Genomic DNA, 20193 nt, shown 5'->3' on the forward strand with positions numbered 1-20193 from the left:
CCAGGGGTCCGGGCCGCGTTCGTACGGGCGGGCGGAGGCCGGCGACGACCGTTGCGGGCCGCCCGCGCAGGGATCAGGCCACGGCCTCGCTGCTCTCGTCCTCGCCGACGAAGGTGCGCCACAGCGCGGCGTACCGGCCGTCGGCGGCCAGGAGTTGCTCGTGCGTGCCGTCCTCGACGACCCGGCCGTGGTCCATGACGACGACCCGGTCGGCGCGGGCCGCGGTGGTCAGCCGGTGGGCCACCACCAAGGTGGTGCGGCGCACCGCGAGCCGGTCGGCGGCCTGGTTGACCAGGGCCTCGGTGGCCAGGTCCAGGGCGGCGGTCGCCTCGTCGAGCAGCAGCACGTCCGGGTCGACCAGTTCGGCGCGGGCCAGGGCGATCAGCTGACGCTGTCCGGCAGAGAGGTTGCGCCCGCGTTCGGAGACGGTGTGCAGATAGCCGCCGTCGAGCGTGGCGATCATCTCGTGGGCGCCGACGGCGCGCGCGGCGGCCTCCACCTCGGCGTCGGTGGCGTCCATGCGCCCGTAGGCGATGGCGTCGCGGACCGTGCCCTCGAAGAGGTACGCCTCCTGCGGGACGACGCCGAGCCGCTGCCGGTAGCCGGTCAGGTCGAGTTCGCGGATGTCCTGCCCGTCGACGAGCACCGCGCCCGAGGTGGGGTCGTAGAACCGGGCGACCATCTTGACCAGGGTGGACTTGCCCGCGCCGGTCTCGCCGACGAAGGCGACCGTCTGCCCGGCCGGGATCCGCAGCTCCACACCGGCCAGCGCCTCGGCCGCGTCCTCGGCGTAGCGGAAGCGCACGTCGCGGAAGACGATCTCGCCGCGCAGCCGGCCCACCTCGCGCGGTGCCCGGGCGGGCGGGGTCGTCGTCGGGGTGCGCAGCAGCTCGCGGATGCGGCCCAGGGACACCGAGGCCTGCTGGTAGCCGTCGAAGACCTGGGAGAGCTGCTGCACCGGGGAGAAGAACAGGTCGATGTAGAGCAGATACGCCACCAGGGCACCGGCGGTCAGAGTGCCCGCGCCGATCCGGTGCGCACCCACGATCAGCACCAGGGCGGCGGCCACGCTGGACAGCAGCTGCACGAAGGGGAAGTACACAGAGATCAGCCACTGGCCGCGCACCCGCGCCTGGCGGTAGGCGTCGCTGCGGCCCGCGAACCGCTTCGCTCCGCCGCGCTCGCCGCGGAAGGCCTGCACGACCCGGAGCCCGGCGACGTGCTCCTGCAGGTCGGCGTTGACGACGCTGACCCGCTCGCGTGCCAGTTCGTACGCCTTGACCGACCTGCGGCGGAACACCCAGGTGGCCACCAGCAGCACGGGCAGCGTGGCGAAGACGATCAGGGCCAGCTCGACGTCGATGGCCAGGAGCGCGACGAAGATGCCGGCGAAGGTGAGCAGGCTGACCAGCGCGGTGACCAGGCCGGTCTGCAGGAACGTCGACAGCGCGTCGACGTCGGTGGTCATCCGGGTCATGATCCGGCCGCTCAGCTCGCGCTCATAGTAGTCGAGCCCGAGGCGGTGCAGATGCGCGAAGATCTTCACGCGGAGCGTGTAGAGCACCCGCTCGCCGGTGCGGCCGGTGAGGCGCGTCGAACCGTACTGCGCGGCCCACTGCGCGGCGACGACGGCGAGGCCGAGCAGCGAGGCCGCCCAGACCGCGCCGAGCGCGGCCTGCCGGACGCCGGAGTCGATGCCGTGCCGGATCAGGACGGGCAGCAGCAGTCCGGAGAGCGCGTCCACGGCGACCAGCAGCAGGCTGAACAGCAGCGGGCCGCGGAAGCCGCGCAGCATGCTGCGCAGGCCGAAGTCCTTGTCGAGGTCCGCGGCGGCCTTCTCGTCGATGTCCGGGACGTCGTCGGCGGGCGGCAGCGCGGCGACCTGGGCGAGGAGTTCGGGTGTGGCGGGCATGCCGGCCATGGCGGAGGCCATGCTGCCGGGGCCGCCGCGGGCGGCGGCCCCGGCGGGCGCCGCGCCCCTGCGGTCGGTGGTCTCGTCGCGGTGGCGCCGGTCCTCGGGCCACAACTCCGGGGTGACGCCGCCGGCCGGCGGCGCGGCCGGGGCGGCGGGGCGGTCGAGCAGGCCGGTGATCGCGCCCTCGCCCGGCCACTGGGGCGCGGCGGCGGCGATCTCGCCGGCCGGGTCGTGGGTCACGACGTCGGCGCCGAGTTCGTCGGGGTCGGTCAGCAGCCGCCGGTACAGCGCGCAGCGGTCCTGCAGTTCCTCGTGTGTGCCGATGTCGACCAGCCGGCCGGCCTCCAGGACGGCGATGCGGTCGGCGAGCGCGAGGGTGGACCGGCGGTGCGCGATCAGCAGGGTGGTGCGGCCCGCCATGACCTCGCGCAGGGCGTCGTGGATCTCGGCCTCGACGCGGGCGTCGACCGCCGAGGTCGCGTCGTCCAGTACGAGCAGCCGGGGGTCGGTCAGGATCGCGCGGGCCAGCGCCACGCGCTGGCGCTGGCCGCCGGACAGGGTCAGGCCCTGTTCGCCGACCACGGTGTCGTAGCCCTGGGGCAGGGCCGAGATGAATCCGTGAGCCTGGGCGTGCCGGGTCGCGGCGAGTACCTGCTCGTCGGAGGCGTCGGGGTGGCCGTAGGCGATGTTGGCGCGCACGGTGTCGGAGAACAGGAAGCTGTCCTCGGGCACGAGGCCTATGGCGTCGCGCAGCGAGTCGAAGGTCAGCTCGCGCACGTCCTCACCGCCGACGCGCACCGCGCCGCCGGTGACGTCGTAGAAGCGCGGCAGCAGCAGCGAGACGGTGGACTTGCCGCTGCCCGAGGCGCCGACCACCGCCACGGTCTCGCCGGGGGCGACGCTGAGGGAGAAGTCGTCCAGCACCGGGCGGGCCGGGTCGTAGCCGAAGCTGACGTGGTCGAACTCGACGGTGGCCGCGGCCTCGCGGGGCAGCTCCCCGGAGCCCTCCCGCAGGCTGGGCCGGGTGTCGATGAGTTCGGTGACGCGCTCGACGCCGGCCCGGGCCTGCTGGCCGACGGTGAGCATCACCGTGAGCATCCGCACCGGGCCGGTGAGCTGCGCGAGATAGGTGGAGAAGGCCACGAAGGTACCGAGCGTGATCTGGCCGCGCACCGCCATCCATCCGCCGAGCGCGAGCATGCCGACCTGGCCGAGCGAGGGAACGGCCTGCAGCGCCGGGCTGTAGCGCGCGGTGAGCCGGATCGTGCGCAGCCGGCCGGCGAACAGCCGCTCGCTGACCGCGCGCATCTTGGACATCTCCTGCTGCTCCTGGCCGAAGCCCTTGACCACGCGGACGCCCGTGACCGAGCCGTCCACGATGCCGGCGACCGCCGCCGCCTGCCCCTGGGCGTACCAGGTGGCGGGGAAGAGCGTCCTGCGGCTGCGGTCGGCCAGGAACCACAGGGCGGGGGCGACGGCCAGGGCGATCACCGTCAGCAGGGGCGAGAGCACGAGCATGACGACGAGCGACATCACGAACAGCAGGACGTTGCCGATCATCATCGGGGCCATGAAGAGCAGGCCCTGGATCAGCTGGAGGTCACTGGTGGCCCGGCCGACGACCTGGCCGGTGTTGAGCTCGTCCTGGCGCACGCCGTCGAGGCGGGTGAGCGAGTGGAACATCTCCGTGCGCATGTCGTGCTGCACGTCGAGGGCGAGCCGGCCGCCGTAGAAGCGCCGCACGAAGGTCAGCACGTACACCACGACGGCGGCGGCTATCAGCACGGCCGCCCAGGGCGCCAGCGGCTTGTCGTGCTTGACGATCACATCGTCGATGATGATCTTGGGCACGAGCGGCACCAGGGCCATCACCCCCATGCCGCCGAGCGACGAGCCGAGTGCGAGCAGGACGTTCCGCCGGTACCGCCAGGTGTAACCCGTCAGCCGGCGCAACCATCCCGGCCCGGCTCCGCCGCTCTGTCCCTCGTCGTCCTTCGCCGCCACCACGGTCCTCTCGTCGGTACTTCTCCGCCGGAGGATCACAACGCCCCGATGTGCGGATTTCATCCTCCCGAAACAAAGCTACGTCGAAGGTCCGACAGCGGTCGGGTCCCCGCCGGGAGCAGGGCCCCGTGATCGGCTCCGCCTACAGGTGCGTCGGCGCGAACATCCGCAGCAGTGCCGGGAGGACCACCACCGAGGGCCCGGGGGCGGCCAGCGCGGCGGCGAGGTCCTCCCGCAGCCGCTCCGGGGTGGTACGGACGCCGGGGACGCCGAAGGACTCGGCCAGGGCGACGAAGTCGGGCCGGGCGAGTTCGGTCGCGGTGGCCTCGCCGAAGGCGTCGGTCATGTACTCACGGAGGATGCCGTAGCCGCCGTCGTCCACGATGAGCCAGGTCACGGGCAGGCCGTACTGCCGGGCCGTGGCGAGTTCGGCGATCGAGTACATGGCGCCGCCGTCGCCCGAGACGGCCAGCACCGGCCGGGTGCGGTCCGCGGCGGCCGCGCCCAGTGCGGAGGGGAAGCCGTAGCCGAGGCCGCCGGCGCCCTGGGCGGAGTGCATCGCGCCGGGCCACGCGGACCAGGCCCAGTAGGCCAGGATCGTCATGTCCCAGAAGCTGGGCGCGTCCTCGGGGAGGGCGTCACGCACGGCGGCCAGCACGCGCTGTTCCAGTCCGAGGTCCTGACCGCCCAGGCGCGCCCGGACCCGCTCCAGCACCCCGGCCACCGCCGGTGCCGCCGTCGGGTCGCGCCGCTCGCCGGCCGCCTCGGCGAGGGCGCCCAGGGCGAGGCGGGCGTCGGCGTGGATGCCGAGGGCCGGGTGGTTGGATTCCAGCTTGCCGAGGTCGGCCTCGATCTGGATCACCCGGCCGCGCGGGCGGAACGTGTGGTAGTTCGAGGAGAGTTCACCGAGCCCGGAGCCGACGACCAGCAGGACATCGGCGTCCTCCAGGAAGTCGGTGGTGTGCCGGTCCTCCAGCCAGCTGCGCAGCGACAGCGGGTGCTCCCAGGGGAAGCCGCCCTTGCCGCCGAAGGTGCAGGCCACGGGGGCGTCCAGCGTCTCGGCGAGCGCGCGGAGTTCGGCCTGCGCACCGGAGCGGACCACACCGCCGCCGGCCAGGACGACGGGCCGTTCGGCGCGCGACAGCAGCGCGGCCGCCTCCGCGATCAGCTCCGGGCGCGGCCGCGGCGGCCGGGGACCGACCGCCAGTGCCGCGACCGGCGGGACCGTGACCGGGGCGAGCAGCACGTCCTGCGGGATCTCCACCCACACCGGCCCGCAGGGCGCGGTGAGCGCCGACTCCCAGGCCGCGGCGAGGGCCGAGGGGATCTGGGAGGCGGTACGCACGGTGTGCACGGACTTGACGATGTCCCGGAACGACGCCTTCTGGTCGGTCAGTTCGTGCAGATAGCCGTGGCGGCCCCCGCCGAGACCGGCGACCGGCACCTGGCTGCCGACGGCCACGACCGGCACGGACGCCGCGGCCGACTCCTGGAGCGCGGCGAGCGTCATCAGCGAGCCGGGTCCGGTGGAGACCAGCAGCGGGGCGGGTCGGCCGGTGACACGGGCGTACGCGTCGGCCGCGAAGCCCGCGTTGTTCTCCACGCGCAGGCCGACGTACTCCAGCTCCGAGCGCCGCAGGGCGTCGAAGGCGCCGAGCGCGTGCTGCCCGGGCAGGCCGAAGACGGTGGTCGCGCCGAGCGCCGCCAGGGACTCGGTGACCAGGTCGCCGCCGTTCCGGTGGCTCACGCGCGGGCCGCCGCGATCTGCCGGGTCATGATCGTGGTGAGCTCGTAGGCGGTGTGGGAGGCGGCGACGCTGGTGATCTCGGCGTGGTCGTACGCGGGGGCGACCTCGACGACGTCGGCGGAGATCAGCCGGCAGGACGCCAGACCGCGCAGGATCTCCAGCAGCTCGCGGGAGGTGATGCCGCCGGCCTCGGGGGTGCCGGTGCCGGGGGCGTGCGCGGGGTCCAGGACGTCGATGTCGATGGAGATGTAGAGCGGGCGGTCGCCGATGCGCTCGCGCAGCTGCTGGGCGACCTCGTCGGCACCGCGCCGGTAGACGTCGGCGGAGGTGACGATGCCGAAGCCCATCTTCTCGTCGTCGGTCAGGTCCTGCTTGCCGTAGAGCGGGCCGCGTGTGCCGACGTGGGAGAGCGCGGAGGTGTCGAGGATGCCCTCCTCGACGGCCCGGCGGAAGGGCGTGCCGTGGGTGTACTCGGCGCCGAAGTAGGTGTCCCACGTGTCGAGGTGGGCGTCGAAGTGCAGCAGCGCCACGGGGCCGTGCTTGCGGGCCATGGCGCGCAGCAGCGGCAGGGAGATGGTGTGGTCGCCGCCGAGGGTCATCAGGCGGGCGCCGCTGTCGAGCAGGTCGTCGGCGGCGGCCTGGATGGTCTCGACCGCCTCGTTGATGTCGAACGGATTGGCGGCGATGTCCCCGGCGTCCGCGACCTGGGCGAGCGCGAAGGGCGAGGCGTCCTGCGCCGGGTTGTAGGGGCGCAGGAGGCGCGAGGCCTCGCGGATCGCGTTGCCGCCGAAGCGGGCGCCGGGGCGGTAGGACACACCCGCGTCGAAGGGGACGCCGACCACCGCGACGTCGGTGCTGCCGACCTCGTCGAGGCGCGGCAGCCGCGCGAAGGTGGCGGGCCCGGCGTAACGCGGGGTACGGGAGGAGTCGATGGGACCGCGCGGTTCGCTGCTGCTCATGAGTGACTGCCTGCTTTCATCCGCATGGTGCGTTCTGGTCGCTTTGTCAATGATCCGACCGCAAGGGTCCGTTCACTGCCCTGGGCGGGAACCTGCCGCACACCGCCGGCCCGGCCGCCATCCGCCCGTGGCGACACTAGGTGGCCGCGACGGCGCCCTGAAGTGTACGTTTCCTCCACATGGGTCGGTCCGAATGGAGGGAACGCACATGACGTCCCCGCGGCAGGATCTCGTGCCGCCCACCCCCCAGATCCCGCTGTCCGCGCTGCTGGCCCTGCCCGACCTCGGACTGCGCCAGGTGGCCGGGCCGCGGGCGGCACAGGCGGACGTACGCGTCCAGTGGGTGCACACCAGCGAGATGGAGGACCCCGTCCCCTATCTCCTCGGCGGCGAACTGCTGCTCACCGCCGGGGTGCACTTCACCGCCGCGGCCGACGCCGGGCCCTATCTGGACCGCTACGTGGCACGCACCGTGGAGGCCGGCGCCGCCGCGCTCGGCTTCGGCCTCGCCCCGGTGCACGACCGGACCCCGGCGGCACTGGTCGAGGCCTGCGACCGCCACGGGCTGCCGCTGGTGGAGGTGCCGCCGCGCACCCCGTTCACGGCCGTGGCCCGTGCCGTCTGGCAGGCCATGGGCGAGGCGCGGACCCGTGAGCTGCGGCATGTGACCGAGGCGCAGCAGGCACTCGCCGCGGCGGCCGCCCGCCCCGACCCCGTCCCGGCCGTCCTGCGCCGGCTGGCCCGGCGGCTCGATGTCTGGGCGGCGCTCGTCGCACCCGACGGCTCGGAGGTGTACGCGGCCGGCACCGCGCCGGACGCGGGAATCCGCGAGGCGGCCCACCGGCTGGCCCGCGTGGTCGGTCCCGCCGCCTCCGCCCGTCCGCCGTCGTCGGCCACCGACACGCACGGCGCGACACGGCTGTCCGCCTACGCCCTGGCCGGCGGAGGCCCCGGGGAGCGGCCGGCGCTCGTCCTGGCCGCCTCGCACCCCGACCCGGCCGACCACTCGGTGGCCAATGTGGCCGCCGTCCTCCTGTCCCTGCTCACCGGGCCGCATCTGGGGACGGCGGAGGCCGCACGGTCGGCCGCGCTGGTGCGCCTGCTGCTCGGAGCGGCAGCGGAGGAGGCCGCTCCCCTACTGGGATCGGACGGGCCGTGGCTCGTCGTGCACGCCCTGCGCCGCGGCGCCCCCGCCGGCCCGGCCGCGGCCGCCGCACTCGGCTCGGCCCTGGGCACCGCCCTGCTGGATCCAGGGGACGAGGCGGTGCGGCTGGTGCTGCCCGCTGACCGGGAGGTCGCGGCGCAGCCCGGATGGACGCTCGGGGTGAGCGCCCCGGTACCCGCCGCCGCGCTGGACGAAGGCGACCGCCAGGCGGCTGGTGCGGCACGGAGGGCCGTCGCGGGCCGCAGCGCGCTGGTGCGGCACCGGGGCGCGGACGGCGGGATGGCGGACCTGGTCGCCCCGGACGACGCCAGGGTGCGGGCGCGCGAGGTGCTGGCGCCCATCGCAGGCTCCCCCGCCCTGGTCGAGACGCTGCGCACCTGGATCGGGCTGCACGGCAGCTGGGACCGCACCTCCGTCGCCCTGGGCGTACACCGCAACACCGTGCGGCAGCGGATCGGCCGCGTCGCCACCGCGCTGGACGTCGATCCGGACGACCCGGACGTGCGCATGGAGCTGTGGTTCGCGCTGCGCTGGCTGTGAACCGACCGCCCGGGGGCGGCCCGCGTGCCCGGATTCCTGACGCCCCGGCAGGAGGTCACGCCTCGGCGTCGATCGCATCCCGGCCGCACGGACCTTCGACGGCACGGGAGAATGAGGGCATGCTGCCCCATGTCACCGTGCCCTCCCGCCAGGAACTCGCCGACCACCTCGTCGCCACGCGCATAGCGGGCGACGTCGCCACCCCCCGCGAGAACAACCGCTCCCACTACGGCCGGCTCGCCGCGGGCGACCGCCACTACTGGCTCGGCCTGGAACTCGGCGACCGGTGGACGGACGAGGAGGCGGTGCTCGCGGTCATGGCGGAGCGCTGCGGCGTCGTGGCCGACCCGGAGTACCGCATCGGACAGGACACGATCGACCCGGAGCTCACGATCAGCGCGCTGGAGCGGGCCGCCCGCGTGCTCTGCAAGGCCGTGGAGGACGGGCAGCGCGTGCTGTTCGCCACCGGCCACCCCGGCGGCCTGCTGGACGTCCACCGCACGCTGGCCGCCGCGCTGCGCGCCGCCGGCTGCGAGGTGATGGCCGTCCCCGGCGGCCTGTCCACGGAGGAGGGCGGGGTCTTCCAGTTCTGCGACGTGACGATGCTGGAGCGCGGCGCCACCCTGTGGCACACCCACTCCCCCGCCCCCATGGCGGCGGTCCTCGACGCGCTGGCCGCGCAGGACCTGCCGCTGCCCGACCTGGTCGTCGCGGACCACGGCTGGGCGGGATGCGCCGGGCAGCGCGGCATCACCGCGATCGGCTTCGCCGACTGCAACGACCCGGCGCTCTTCCTCGCCGAGGCCGAGGGCACCGTGTCCGTCACCGTCCCGCTCGACGACCACGTCACCGACCCGCGCTTCTACGACCCGATGACGGCCTACCTGCTGGACGCCGCGGGCCTCAACCGCCCGGCCTGACGCAGGCCCGGCGATGCCCCGCGGTGCGGTGCGCGGGGCATCGCGGCGGGGCTAGGGCGTGCGCGGGATCCGGACGAGGCCCTCCTGGATGACGGAGACGGCCAGCCGTCCGTCCTGGGTGTAGATGCGGGCCGTGCCGAGCCCGCGACCGCCGGAGGCGGACGGGCTCTGCTGGTCGTAGAGCAGCCACTCGTCCGCGCGGAACGGCCGGTGGAACCACATGGCGTGGTCCAGGCTCGCGCCCACCACGTCGCCGAGCGCCCAGCCGCCGCGTCCGTGCGCCAGGAGCACGGAGTCCAGCAGCGTCATGTCCGACACATAGGTGGCCAGGCAGACGTGCAGCAGCGGGTCGTCCGCGAGCTTGCCGTTGGTGCGGAACCACACCTGGGAGCGGGCCTCGCGCGGGCCGCGCTCGTGGGCGAGGAACGGCGGCTCGTCCACGTAGCGCAGGTCGACGGCGGCACGCGCCTCCAGGAGGCGGTCCACCACCGTGGGGTCGGGGAAGCGGTCGGCGTGCGACCGCAGCAGTTCCTCGCCGGTGGGCAGGGTCTCCGGGTCCGGGGCGGCCGGCATCGGCTCCTGGTGCTCCAGGCCCTCCTCGTGCGTCTGGAAGGACGCGGAGAGGTGGAAGATCGGCTGCCCGTGCTGCACCGCCACGACCCGCCGGGTGGTGAAGGAGCGGCCGTCGCGTATGCGGTCGACCTGGTAGACGATCGGCGCGCCGGGATCGCCCATGCGCAGGAAGTACGCGTGCAGGGAGTGGGCGTCGCGGCCCTCGGGCACGGTGCGCCCGGCCGCCACCAGCGCCTGGGCGGCGACCTGGCCGCCGAAGACGCGCGGGACGACGGCCCAGCGGCTGGCGCCGCGGAAGATGTCCTGCTCGATCCGCTCGAGGTCGAGCAGATCGAGCAGGGACTGCAGACTTGCGTTGGTCACAGTGCTCTCTCGGGCCGGGCGGCGGACCGCTCGGTCACAGGCCCATCGACTTGGCGATGATCGACTTCATGACCTCGCTGGTGCCGCCGTAGATGCGGTGCACGCGGTTGTCCGCGTACAGGCGGGCGATCGGGTACTCCAGCATGTACCCGTAGCCGCCGTGCAGCTGGAGGCAGCGGTCGATGACCTTGGCCGCCGTCTCGGTGCAGAACAGCTTGGCACGGGCGGCGTCGGCGGCGGTGAAGTCGCCCTGCTCGTGGGCCTCCAGAGCGCGGTCGACGACGGCCTGCATGGCGTCCACGTCCGAGGCGCACTCGGCGAGCACGAACTTGGTGTTCTGGAACTCGGCGACGGCCTTGCCGAAGACCTTGCGGTCGCGCACGTACTGGGTGGCGAAGCGGACGGCGGCGTCGGCCTGCGCGTAGGAGCCCACGGCGATGGCGAGGCGCTCGACCGGCAGGTTGTGGGTCAGGTAGGAGAAGGCCTTGCCCTCCTCGCCGAGCAGGTCCTCGACGGGCACCTTGACGTCGGTGAAGGACAGCTCCGCGGTGTCGGAGGTGCGCAGGCCGATCTTCTCCAGCTTGCGGCCGACCGCGTAGCCCTCGCTCTTGGTGTCGACGACGAGGATCGACAGACCGCCGCGGCGGTCCTCCGGGGTGGCGGGCGCGGTGCGGCAGACCACGAGCACGCGGTCGGCGACGACACCGCCGGTGATGAAGGTCTTGGCGCCGTTGAGGACGTAGTGGGTGCCGTCCTCGGAGAGCTTGGCGTTGGTGGTCATGCCGGCCAGGTCGGAGCCGGTGCCCGGCTCGGTCATGGCGATGGCCGTCATCATGTCGCCGCTGATGAAGTCCGGCAGCCAGCGCTTCTTCTGCTCCTCGTTGGCGAACTCGAGGAGGTACGGGAGCACCAGGCCGGTGTGCACGCCGCTGCTGCCGAAGCTGACGCCGGCGCGGGCGGTCTCCTCGGTCACCACGGCGCTGAACTTCCAGCTCGTGACGCCGGCGCCGCCGTACTCCTCCGGCACCTCGATGCCGAAGACGCCCAGCTCGCCGAGGCGGTTGTAGAACTCGCGGGGCGGGTAGCCGGCCTCCTCCCACTGGGAGTAGACCGGGACGACCTCGCGGGCGATGAAGTCCCGGACGGTCTCCCGGAACGCCTCGTGGTCCTCGTTGAATACCGTGCGACGCACTTGGCGCCTCCTCTGCAGACCGAGCGATGAATAAGCAAGCGCTCAGTAAGTTACTTCCCGGTCGCGTGGACTGTCCAGAGCCGCAAAGGCGCCCAGGGCCAGCCGGTGCAGCAGCACGGCGGTCGCCGCCCGGCCCGGGAGCCCGCCGTGCGGGCCGAGGTGGGGCGTGGAATTGAGCAGGCCGAAGACGGCGTGCACGGCGGCCCGCGCCTCGGCCTCCGCGGCCCCGGGGTGCACCTGGCGCACGACCGTGACCCACTGCTCGACGTACTGGCGCTGCAGCTGGCGCACCAGCTTGCGGTCGGACTCGCGCAGCCGGTCCAGCTCCCGGTCGTGCAGGATGATCAGCGCCCGGTCGTCCAGGGCGAAGTCGATATGGCCCTGGACCAGGGCGTCCAGCGCGGCCGCGGGGTCGCCCGCCTCGGCGACGCGCATCCGGCCGGCCGCGTGCAGCCGGCCGCTGATGCCGACGAGCAGCTCGGCCAGCATCGCGTCCTTGCCCGCGAAGTGCCGGTACAGGCCCGGGCCGCTGATGCCGCAGGCGGCCCCTATCTCGTCCACACCGACGCCGTGGAACCCGCGTTCGGCGAAGAGCCGCGCGGCCTCCTGCAGGATCTGGTCGCGTCTGCCGCTCGCCGCCCTCGCGGCCGTCCTCGTGGGCTCCACACCGCACCTTTCCGGGCGGCGTCCGGCGTTCGGCCGCCCCCCGCGATCTCGTCGTCCTCATATTCTAGACAGTGGTGTTAACGACCGCTAACGTAGGGGACATCACAGTTAACGACCGCTAACACCCGGGGGCCCGCGACATGGAAGCACCCGTCCTCGCCAGCGCCGCGGATCCGGCGGGCGAGGCCTTTCACGCCAACGTCAAGGCGCACGCAGAGCTGTCCGCGCAACTGCGCGAGAAGCTCGCCGCGGCCGCCCTCGGCGGCGGGGAGAAGGCACGCGCCCGGCACACCGCGCGCGGCAAGCTGCTCCCCCGCGACCGCGTGGACGGACTGCTCGACCCCGGATCGCCCTTCCTGGAGCTGGCGCCGCTGGCCGCCGACGGGATGTACGACGGGCAGGCCCCGGCCGCCGGCGTCGTCGCCGGGATCGGCCGGGTCTCCGGCCGCGAGGTCGTGATCGTCGCCAACGACGCCACGGTCAAGGGCGGCACGTACTACCCGATGACGGTCAAGAAGCACCTGCGCGCGCAGGAGATCGCCCTCGACAACCGGCTCCCCTGCCTCTACCTGGTGGACTCCGGCGGCGCCTTCCTTCCGAAGCAGGACGAGGTCTTCCCCGACCGCGACCACTTCGGCCGGATCTTCTTCAACCAGGCCACCATGTCCGCGCGCGGCATCCCGCAGATCGCCGCCGTGCTCGGCTCGTGCACGGCCGGCGGCGCCTATGTGCCCGCGATGAGCGACGAGGCGGTCATCGTCCGCGGCCAGGGCACGATCTTCCTGGGCGGACCGCCCCTGGTGAAGGCCGCCACCGGCGAGGTCGTGACCGCCGAGGAGCTGGGCGGCGGCGAGGTCCACTCCCGTGTCTCCGGCGTCACCGACCACCTGGCCGAGGACGACGCCCACGCCCTGCGCATCGTGCGGAACATCGTGGCTACCCTGCCCGCCCGCGGCGCGCTGCCCTGGACGGTCGCGCCCGTCGAGGAGCCCGCCGTCGACCCCGCGGGCCTGTACGGCGCGGTCCCGGTCGACTCGCGCACCCCCTACGACGTCCGCGAGGTGATCGCCCGCATCACCGACGGCAGCCGCTTCTCCGAGTTCAAGTCCGAGTACGGCACGACGCTGGTGACCGGCTTCGCCCGCATCCACGGCCACCCGGTCGGCATCGTCGCCAACAACGGCATCCTGTTCTCCGAATCCGCCCAGAAGGGCGCGCACTTCATCGAGCTGTGCGACCAGCGCGGCATCCCGCTGCTCTTCCTCCAGAACATCTCCGGCTTCATGGTGGGCCGGCAGTACGAGGCCGGCGGCATCGCCAAGCACGGCGCCAAGATGGTGACCGCGGTCGCCACCACCCGGGTGCCCAAGCTCACCGTCGTCATCGGCGGCTCCTACGGCGCGGGCAACTACTCGATGTGCGGGCGCGCGTATTCACCGCGCTTCCTGTGGATGTGGCCCAACGCCAAGATCTCCGTCATGGGCGGCGAGCAGGCGGCCTCCGTGCTGGCCACCGTCAAGCGGGACCAGATCGAGGCGGCGGGCGACACCTGGGCGCAAGAGGACGAGGAGACCTTCAAGTCCCCGATCCGCGCGCAGTACGAGGAGCAGGGCAACGCGTACTACGCGACGGCCCGGCTGTGGGACGACGGCGTCATCGACCCGCTCCAGACCCGCCAGGTGCTCGGGCTCGCCCTCACCGCCTGCGCCAACGCGCCCATTCCGCAACGCGATCCCGAGGCGCCGGGCTACGGCGTCTTCCGGATGTAGGGGGACGACCGTGACTCCGCAGATGTTCGACACCGTCCTGGTCGCCAACCGCGGCGAGATCGCGGTCCGGGTCATCCGCACCCTGCGGCGGCTCGGGGTGCGTTCGGTCGCCGTCTTCAGCGACGCGGACGCCGACGCCCGCCATGTGCGCGAGGCCGACACCGCCGTGCGCATCGGCCCGGCGGCCGCCGCCGAGAGCTACCTGTCCGCCGAGCGGCTGCTGGAGGCGGCCGCCCGCACCGGGGCCCAGGCCGTCCACCCCGGCTACGGGTTCCTCGCCGAGAACGCCGCCTTCGCCCGTGCCTGCGAGGACGCCGGGCTCGTCTTCATCGGCCCGCCCGCCCGCGCGATCGAGCTGATGGGCGACAAGATCCGGGCCAAGGAGACCGTCCAGGCGGCCGGGGTGCCGGTGGTGCCCGGCAGCAGCGGCAGCGGACTGACCGACGCCCAACTGACGGCCGCCGCGCTGGAGATCGGCACCCCCGTGCTGCTCAAGCCGTCGGCGGGCGGCGGCGGCAAGGGCATGCGCCTGGTGCGCGACGAGGCGCTGCTCGCCGAGGAGATCGCGGCCGCCCGGCGCGAGGCCCGCGGTTCCTTCGGCGACGACACGCTGCTGGTGGAGCGGTGGATCGACCGCCCCCGGCACATCGAGATCCAGGTGCTCGCCGACGGCCACGGCCATGTCGTCCACCTCGGCGAACGCGAGTGCTCGTTGCAGCGCCGCCACCAGAAGGTGATCGAGGAGGCCCCCTCCGTCCTGCTGGACGAGCGGACCCGGGCCGCCATGGGCGCGGCCGCCGTACAGGCGGCGCTGTCCTGCGGTTACGTCGGCGCGGGCACGGTGGAGTTCATCGTCCCGGGCGCCGACCCGGCCGCGTACTGCTTCATGGAGATGAACACCCGGCTCCAGGTCGAGCACCCGGTCACCGAACTCGTCACCGGGCTGGACCTGGTGGAGTGGCAGGTGCGGATCGCGGCCGGCGAACGGCTGCCCCTCGCCCAGGAGGACATCGCGCTCAGCGGCCACGCCGTCGAGGCACGGATCTGCGCGGAGGTCCCCTCGCGGGGCTTCCTGCCCTCGGCCGGCACGGTGCTGGCGCTGGCCGAGCCCGCGGGCGAGGGCGTCCGCGTCGACTCCGGTCTGACCACGGGCAGCGAGATCGGCACGTCCTACGACCCGATGCTGGCCAAGGTCATCGCGTACGGCCCGGACCGCGCCACCGCGCTCCGCCGGCTGCGGGCGGCGCTCGCCGGGACGAGCGTGCTGGGCCTGGAGACCAACACCGGTTTCCTGCGGCGCCTGCTGGCGCACCCCCAGGTCATCTCCGGCGAGCTGGACACCGGGCTGATCGACCGCGAGCTGGCCGGGCTCGTGCCGTCCGAGGTGTCCGCGGAGGTCTACGCGGCGGCGGCGCTGCTGCGGCACGCCGCCCTGGAGCCGGCGGCGCAGGCCTGGACCGACCCGTTCTCCGTGCCGAGCGGCTGGCGGCTGGGCGGCGAGCCGGCGTGGACGCCGCACTGGCTGCGCGTGGCGGGACGCGAGCCGGTCGCGCTGCACGTGCGCGGCCGGGCGGGCGACGCCGAGGTGCGCGTCGGTGACGCCCCCGCCGTGCGGGCCCGGCTGGTCGCCGGGAGCGGCCCGCGGATCACCGTGGAGTGGGACGGCGTCACCCACGCCTTGGACCACGCCGGCGAGTGGCTCGGCCGCGACGGCGACGGCTGGCACGTCCAGGCGTACGACCCCGTCGAGGCGGCGCTGCGCGGCGGCGCGGGCGCCGGCGGGGTGGACACCCTCGCCGCGCCCATGCCCGGCACGGTGACCGTGGTCAAGGTCGCCAAGGGCGACGAGGTCACCGCGGGCCAGAGCCTGCTGGTGGTCGAGGCGATGAAGATGGAGCACGTCATCACCGCCCCGCACGACGGCACGGTCACCGAGATCGACGTGAGCCCGGGCAGCACGGTCGCCATGGACCAGGTGCTCGCCGTCGTCACCCCGCACCACGAGGAGGCCGAGTGATGGCCGGCGAACGCCTTGGACTGCCGATGTCCGTGCCCCTGGACGGGCTCCCGGGCCGGGTGCGCATCCACGAGGTCGGCGCGCGCGACGGGCTGCAGAACGAGAAGACCACCGTGCCGACCGAGGTGAAGGCGGAGTTCGTGCACCGCCTGGCCGACGCCGGGCTGACGACCATCGAGGCGACGAGCTTCGTGCACCCCAAGTGGGTGCCCCAACTGGCCGACGCCGAGCAGCTGATGCCCCTGCTGGACGACCTCGGCGAGGGGGTGCGGCTGCCGGTGCTGGTGCCCAACGACCGCGGCCTGGAGCGGGCGCTCGCCCTGGGCGTACGCGAGGTCGCCGTCTTCGGCAGCGCCACGGAGTCCTTCGCCAAGGCCAACCTCAACCGCACGGTGGACGAGTCCCTGGAGATGTTCGCGCCGGTGGTGACCCGTGCCCGCGAGGCGGGGGCGCGGGTGCGCGGCTATCTGTCGATGTGCTTCGGCGACCCCTGGGAGGGCGCGGTGCCGGTCGACCAGGTCGCCTCCGCCGCCCGCCGCCTGTACGACCTGGGGTGCGACGAGCTGAGCCTCGGCGACACGATCGGGGTGGCGACCCCGGGCCATGTGGTGGCCCTGCTGGACGCCCTGACCGGCCTCGGCGTGCCCGTCGACCGGCTCGCCGTGCACTTCCACGACACGTACGGCCAGGCGCTGTCCAACACCCTGGCCGCCCTCCGGCAGGGCGTCGGCGTCGTCGACGCCTCCGCGGGCGGTCTCGGCGGCTGCCCGTACGCCAAGAGCGCCACCGGCAATCTCGCCACCGAAGACCTGGTCTGGATGCTCGACGGCCTCGGCATCGAGACCGGCGTCGACCTCGGCCGTCTCACCGCCACCAGCGTGTGGATGGCCCGGCAATTGGGCCGACCCAGCCCGTCCCGTACCGTCCGCGCCCTCTCCCACCAGGAGTGATCACTGTCATGACGACCGCCCACCGGCTCCCCGCCGAGTACGAGGAACTCCGCCGCACGGTCGAGGAGTTCGCGCACGACGTCGTAGCTCCCAAGATCGGCGAGTTCTACGAGCAGGACGAGTTCCCCTACGAGATCGTCCGCGAGATGGGCCGCATGGGCCTGTTCGGGCTGCCCTTCCCCGAGGAGTACGGCGGCATGGGCGGCGACTACTTCGCCCTCTGCCTGGCCCTGGAGGAACTGGCCCGGGTGGACTCCTCGGTGGCGATCACCCTGGAGGCCGGTGTCTCCCTCGGCGCCATGCCGATCTTCCGCTACGGAACCGAGGAGCAGAAGCGGATCTGGCTGCCCCGGCTGACCGCGGGCGAGCAGCTGGGCGCCTTCGGCCTGACCGAGCCGGAGTGCGGCTCCGACGCGGGCGGCACGCGCACCACCGCGCGCCTGGACGAGGCCACCGGCGAGTGGGTGATCAACGGCACCAAGTGCTTCATCACCAACTCGGGCACGGACATCACCGCCCTGGTCACGGTCACCGCGGTCACCGGACGCGGCGAGGACGGCCGCCCGGAGATCTCCTCGATCATCGTGCCGTCCGGCACGCCCGGCTTCACGGTGTCCAAGAAGTACAGCAAGGTCGGCTGGAACGCCTCGGACACCCGTGAGCTGTCCTTCGCCGCCTGTCGGGTGCCCGCCGCCAACCTGCTGGGCGAGCGGGGCCGGGGCTACGCGCAGTTCCTGCGCACGCTGGACGAGGGCCGGATCGCGATCTCGGCGCTGGCCACCGGTCTGGCCCAGGGCTGCGTGGACGAGTCGCTGGCGTACGCCAAGGAGCGGGTCGCCTTCGGCCGCCCGATCGGCACCAACCAGGCGATCCAGTTCAAGATCGCCGACATGGAGATGCGCGCCCACACCGCGCGGCTCGCCTGGCGGGACGCGGCCTCCCGGCTGGTGGCCGGGGAGCCGGTCAAGAAGGAGGCGGCGATGGCCAAGCTCTTCTCCTCCGAGAGCGCGGTCACCAATGCCCGGGAGGCCACGCAGATCCACGGCGGCTACGGCTTCATGAACGAGTACCCGGTCGCCCGTATGTGGCGGGACTCCAAGATCCTGGAGATCGGCGAGGGCACCAGCGAGGTCCAGCGCATCCTCATCGCGCGCGAGCTCGGCCTTCCGGCGTAGTTTTCCCCAGCGCCTGCCCGATATCGGGCAGGATTCTTGCAAACCCTCCCACCCCTCCCGCAGTATCGAGCGGTGCTCGAACGCCGGACGCCCCATGACGACCTGGTGGACCACCTGGTGCGGACCACGCCGATGAGCCGCGGCGAGGCCGCCCGGGTGGTCCTCGACGTCCTGGCGTACTTCGACGAGACGGCCGAGGACTTCGTACGGCGGCGCCATCGCGAACTGCAGTCCAAGGGGCTGCAGAACGCGGAGATCTTCGAACGGATCACCGCCGAGCTGCCGCACCGCGCGGTGGCCCCACCGGAGTTCTCGCTGCGGCAGCTGCGCCGCATCGTCTACGGCTGACCCGCGGGCGCTCCACGGCGTTCGGGCCGCCCCACGATCGGGAGGGACAACAAACATGTGCGGAATCGTCGGATACATCGGCAGGCGTGATGTCGCGCCGCTGCTGCTGGAAGGCCTGCAACGGCTGGAGTACCGCGGGTACGACTCGGCGGGCATAGTGATCACCGGCAAGGCCGGCGGCCTGAAGGCCGTCAAGGCCAAGGGCCGGGTCCGTGAGCTGGAGGCCCGCGTCCCCAAGCGCTTCGCGGGCACCACGGGCATCGCCCACACCCGCTGGGCCACCCACGGCGCCCCCAGCGACGAGAACGCCCACCCCCACCTGGACACCGAGGGCAAGGTCGCGGTCGTCCACAACGGCATCGTCGACAACGCCGACGAGCTGCGCGCCAAGCTGACCGCCGACGGCGTCGTCTTCGCCTCCGAGACCGACACCGAGGTGCTGGCGCACCTCATCGCGCGCTCCGACGCGGCGACGCTGGAGGAGCGGGTCCAGCAGGCCCTGTCGCGCATCGAGGGCACGTACGGCATCGCCGTGCTGCACGCCGACTTCCCGGACCGCATCGTCGTCGCCCGCAACGGCTCCCCGGTCGTGCTCGGCATCGGCGAGAACGAGATGCTCGTCGCCTCCGACGTCGCCGCCCTGGTCCGCCACACCCGCCAGGTCGTCACCCTGGACGACGGCGAGATGGCCACCCTGAAGGCCGGCGACTACCGCACCTACACCACGGCCGGCAGCCGCACGTCGCCCGAGCCGACCACCATCGAGTGGGAGGCCGAGAACTACGACCTCGGCGGCCACGACACGTACATGCACAAGGAGATCGCCGAGCAGCCGGACGCGGTGGACCGCGTGCTGCGCGGCCGGATCGACGACCGCTTCTCCACCGTCCACCTGGGCGGGCTGAACCTCGACGCCCGCGAGGCGCGGGCGGTGCGCCGGGTGAAGATCCTCGGCTGCGGCTCGGCGTTCCACGCGGGCCAGATCGGCGCCCAGATGATCGAGGAGCTGGCCCGCATCCCGGCCGACGCCGAGCCGGCCTCGGAGTTCCGCTACCGCAACCCGGTGGTCGACCCGGACACGCTCTACATCGCGGTCAGCCAGTCCGGCGAGACCTACGACACCCTCGCGGCCGTCCAGGAGCTCAAGCGCAAGGGCGCCCGCGTCCTGGGCGTGGTCAACGTGGTCGGCAGCGCCATCGCCCGGGAGACCGACGGCGGCATGTACGTGCACGCGGGCCCCGAGGTGTGCGTGGTGTCCACCAAGTGCTTCACCAACACCGCCGTCGCCTTCGCGCTGCTCGCCCTGCACCTCGGCCGGATCCGCGACCTGTCCGTCGCGGACGGCAGGCGGATCATCGAGGGCCTGCGGAAGCTGCCGGGCCAGATCGAGGAGGTCCTGGCCGGCGAGGACGAGATCAAGAAGCTGGCGGCGGAGTACGCGGACGCCAAGAGCATGATGTTCGTCGGCCGCGTGCGCGGCTACCCGGTCGCCCGTGAGGCATCGCTGAAGCTCAAGGAGGTCTCCTACGTGCACGCGGAGGCCTACCCGGCCTCCGAGCTCAAGCACGGCCCGCTGGCGCTCATCGAGCCGTCGGTGCCGACCGTGGCGATCGTCCCGGACGACGAGCTGGTGGACAAGAACCGGGCGACGCTGGAGGAGATCAAGGCCCGCAGCGGCCGCATCCTGGCGGTGGCGCACCAGGTGGAGGCGAAGGCCGACCACACCATCGTCGTCCCGCGCAACGAGCCGGAACTCGACCCGGTGCTGATGGGCATCCCGCTGCAACTGCTGGCGTACCACTCGGCGCTGGCGCTGGGCCGGGACATCGACAAGCCGCGCAACCTCGCGAAGTCGGTCACCGTGGAGTAGCGCCCCCGCGCACACGGCGC

Annotated in this window: 14 protein-coding genes; 8 read left to right on the forward strand and 6 right to left on the reverse strand. The window is 73.3% G+C overall.

The window, feature by feature from the left end:
- Positions 1 to 73 precede the first annotated feature (73 nt).
- The 3 genes from ACFYXS_RS02590 to speB form a co-directional block, all read right to left on the reverse strand.
- Positions 74 to 3982, reverse strand: coding sequence for an ABC transporter ATP-binding protein (locus ACFYXS_RS02590; RefSeq protein WP_389242962.1), 3909 nt, complete (start codon positions 3980 to 3982; stop codon positions 74 to 76).
- Between the two features lie 79 nt (positions 3983 to 4061).
- The gene (locus ACFYXS_RS02595; protein WP_389242964.1) at positions 4062 to 5666 is read right to left on the reverse strand and encodes a thiamine pyrophosphate-binding protein; all 1605 of its coding nucleotides are present in this window, start codon (positions 5664 to 5666) and stop codon (positions 4062 to 4064) included.
- Positions 5663 to 6625 carry an agmatinase gene (gene speB / locus ACFYXS_RS02600; RefSeq protein WP_389242966.1) on the reverse strand — a complete coding sequence of 321 codons (963 nt, stop codon included), beginning with the start codon at positions 6623 to 6625 and terminating at the stop codon, positions 5663 to 5665. Before speB ends, ACFYXS_RS02595 begins: the two co-directional genes overlap by 4 nt.
- Before the next feature lie 208 nt (positions 6626 to 6833).
- Here speB and ACFYXS_RS02605 point away from each other — a divergent pair, with 208 nt between their 5' ends.
- Both ACFYXS_RS02605 and ACFYXS_RS02610 read left to right on the forward strand, forming a co-directional pair.
- On the forward strand, positions 6834 to 8330 hold the full coding sequence (locus tag ACFYXS_RS02605; protein ID WP_389242968.1) for a PucR family transcriptional regulator ligand-binding domain-containing protein: 1497 nt from the start codon (positions 6834 to 6836) through the stop codon (positions 8328 to 8330).
- Positions 8331 to 8449: 119 nt separating this feature from the next.
- The gene (locus tag ACFYXS_RS02610; RefSeq protein WP_389242970.1) at positions 8450 to 9250 is read left to right on the forward strand and encodes a phosphatase; all 801 of its coding nucleotides are present in this window, start codon (positions 8450 to 8452) and stop codon (positions 9248 to 9250) included.
- A 51-nt stretch (positions 9251 to 9301) separates the two neighbouring features.
- Here the strand turns inward: ACFYXS_RS02610 and tesB are convergent, their stop codons facing one another.
- Genes tesB through ACFYXS_RS02625 form a run of 3 tightly spaced genes read right to left on the reverse strand, consistent with a single transcriptional unit; the run spans position 9302 to position 12044 of the window.
- Positions 9302 to 10186: an acyl-CoA thioesterase II gene (gene tesB / locus ACFYXS_RS02615; protein ID WP_389242972.1), complete on the reverse strand. Its 885-nt coding sequence runs from the start codon at positions 10184 to 10186 to the stop codon at positions 9302 to 9304.
- 34 nt (positions 10187 to 10220) lie between these two features.
- Positions 10221 to 11378: an acyl-CoA dehydrogenase family protein gene (locus ACFYXS_RS02620; RefSeq protein WP_389242974.1), complete on the reverse strand. Its 1158-nt coding sequence runs from the start codon at positions 11376 to 11378 to the stop codon at positions 10221 to 10223.
- A 42-nt stretch (positions 11379 to 11420) separates the two neighbouring features.
- Entirely contained in the window at positions 11421 to 12044 is a 624-nt protein-coding gene (locus tag ACFYXS_RS02625; protein WP_319661518.1) for a TetR/AcrR family transcriptional regulator, read from the reverse strand.
- Positions 12045 to 12184: 140 nt separating this feature from the next.
- Here ACFYXS_RS02625 and ACFYXS_RS02630 point away from each other — a divergent pair, with 140 nt between their 5' ends.
- From ACFYXS_RS02630 to glmS, 6 genes are all read left to right on the forward strand, one after another.
- Complete coding sequence (locus ACFYXS_RS02630; RefSeq protein ID WP_389242977.1) at positions 12185 to 13813, forward strand: carboxyl transferase domain-containing protein; 1629 nt, start codon at positions 12185 to 12187, stop codon at positions 13811 to 13813.
- Positions 13814 to 13835: 22 nt separating this feature from the next.
- Positions 13836 to 15830: an acetyl/propionyl/methylcrotonyl-CoA carboxylase subunit alpha gene (locus ACFYXS_RS02635; protein ID WP_389243508.1), complete on the forward strand. Its 1995-nt coding sequence runs from the start codon at positions 13836 to 13838 to the stop codon at positions 15828 to 15830.
- Positions 15830 to 16780, forward strand: a complete 951-nt coding sequence (locus tag ACFYXS_RS02640; protein WP_389242979.1) for a hydroxymethylglutaryl-CoA lyase — start codon at positions 15830 to 15832, stop codon at positions 16778 to 16780. Before ACFYXS_RS02635 ends, ACFYXS_RS02640 begins: the two co-directional genes overlap by 1 nt.
- Positions 16781 to 16788: 8 nt before the next feature.
- Entirely contained in the window at positions 16789 to 17955 is a 1167-nt protein-coding gene (locus ACFYXS_RS02645) for an acyl-CoA dehydrogenase family protein (protein ID WP_389242981.1), read from the forward strand.
- A 72-nt stretch (positions 17956 to 18027) separates the two neighbouring features.
- The gene (locus ACFYXS_RS02650) at positions 18028 to 18303 is read left to right on the forward strand and encodes a hypothetical protein (RefSeq protein ID WP_319661522.1); all 276 of its coding nucleotides are present in this window, start codon (positions 18028 to 18030) and stop codon (positions 18301 to 18303) included.
- Positions 18304 to 18358: 55 nt separating this feature from the next.
- On the forward strand, positions 18359 to 20173 hold the full coding sequence (glmS, locus tag ACFYXS_RS02655) for a glutamine--fructose-6-phosphate transaminase (isomerizing) (protein ID WP_389242984.1): 1815 nt from the start codon (positions 18359 to 18361) through the stop codon (positions 20171 to 20173).
- The last annotated feature ends 20 nt before the right edge of the window (positions 20174 to 20193 follow it).

The organism is Streptomyces sp. NPDC002574 (assembly GCF_042889545.1).
Lineage (GTDB): Bacteria > Actinomycetota > Actinomycetes > Streptomycetales > Streptomycetaceae > Actinacidiphila.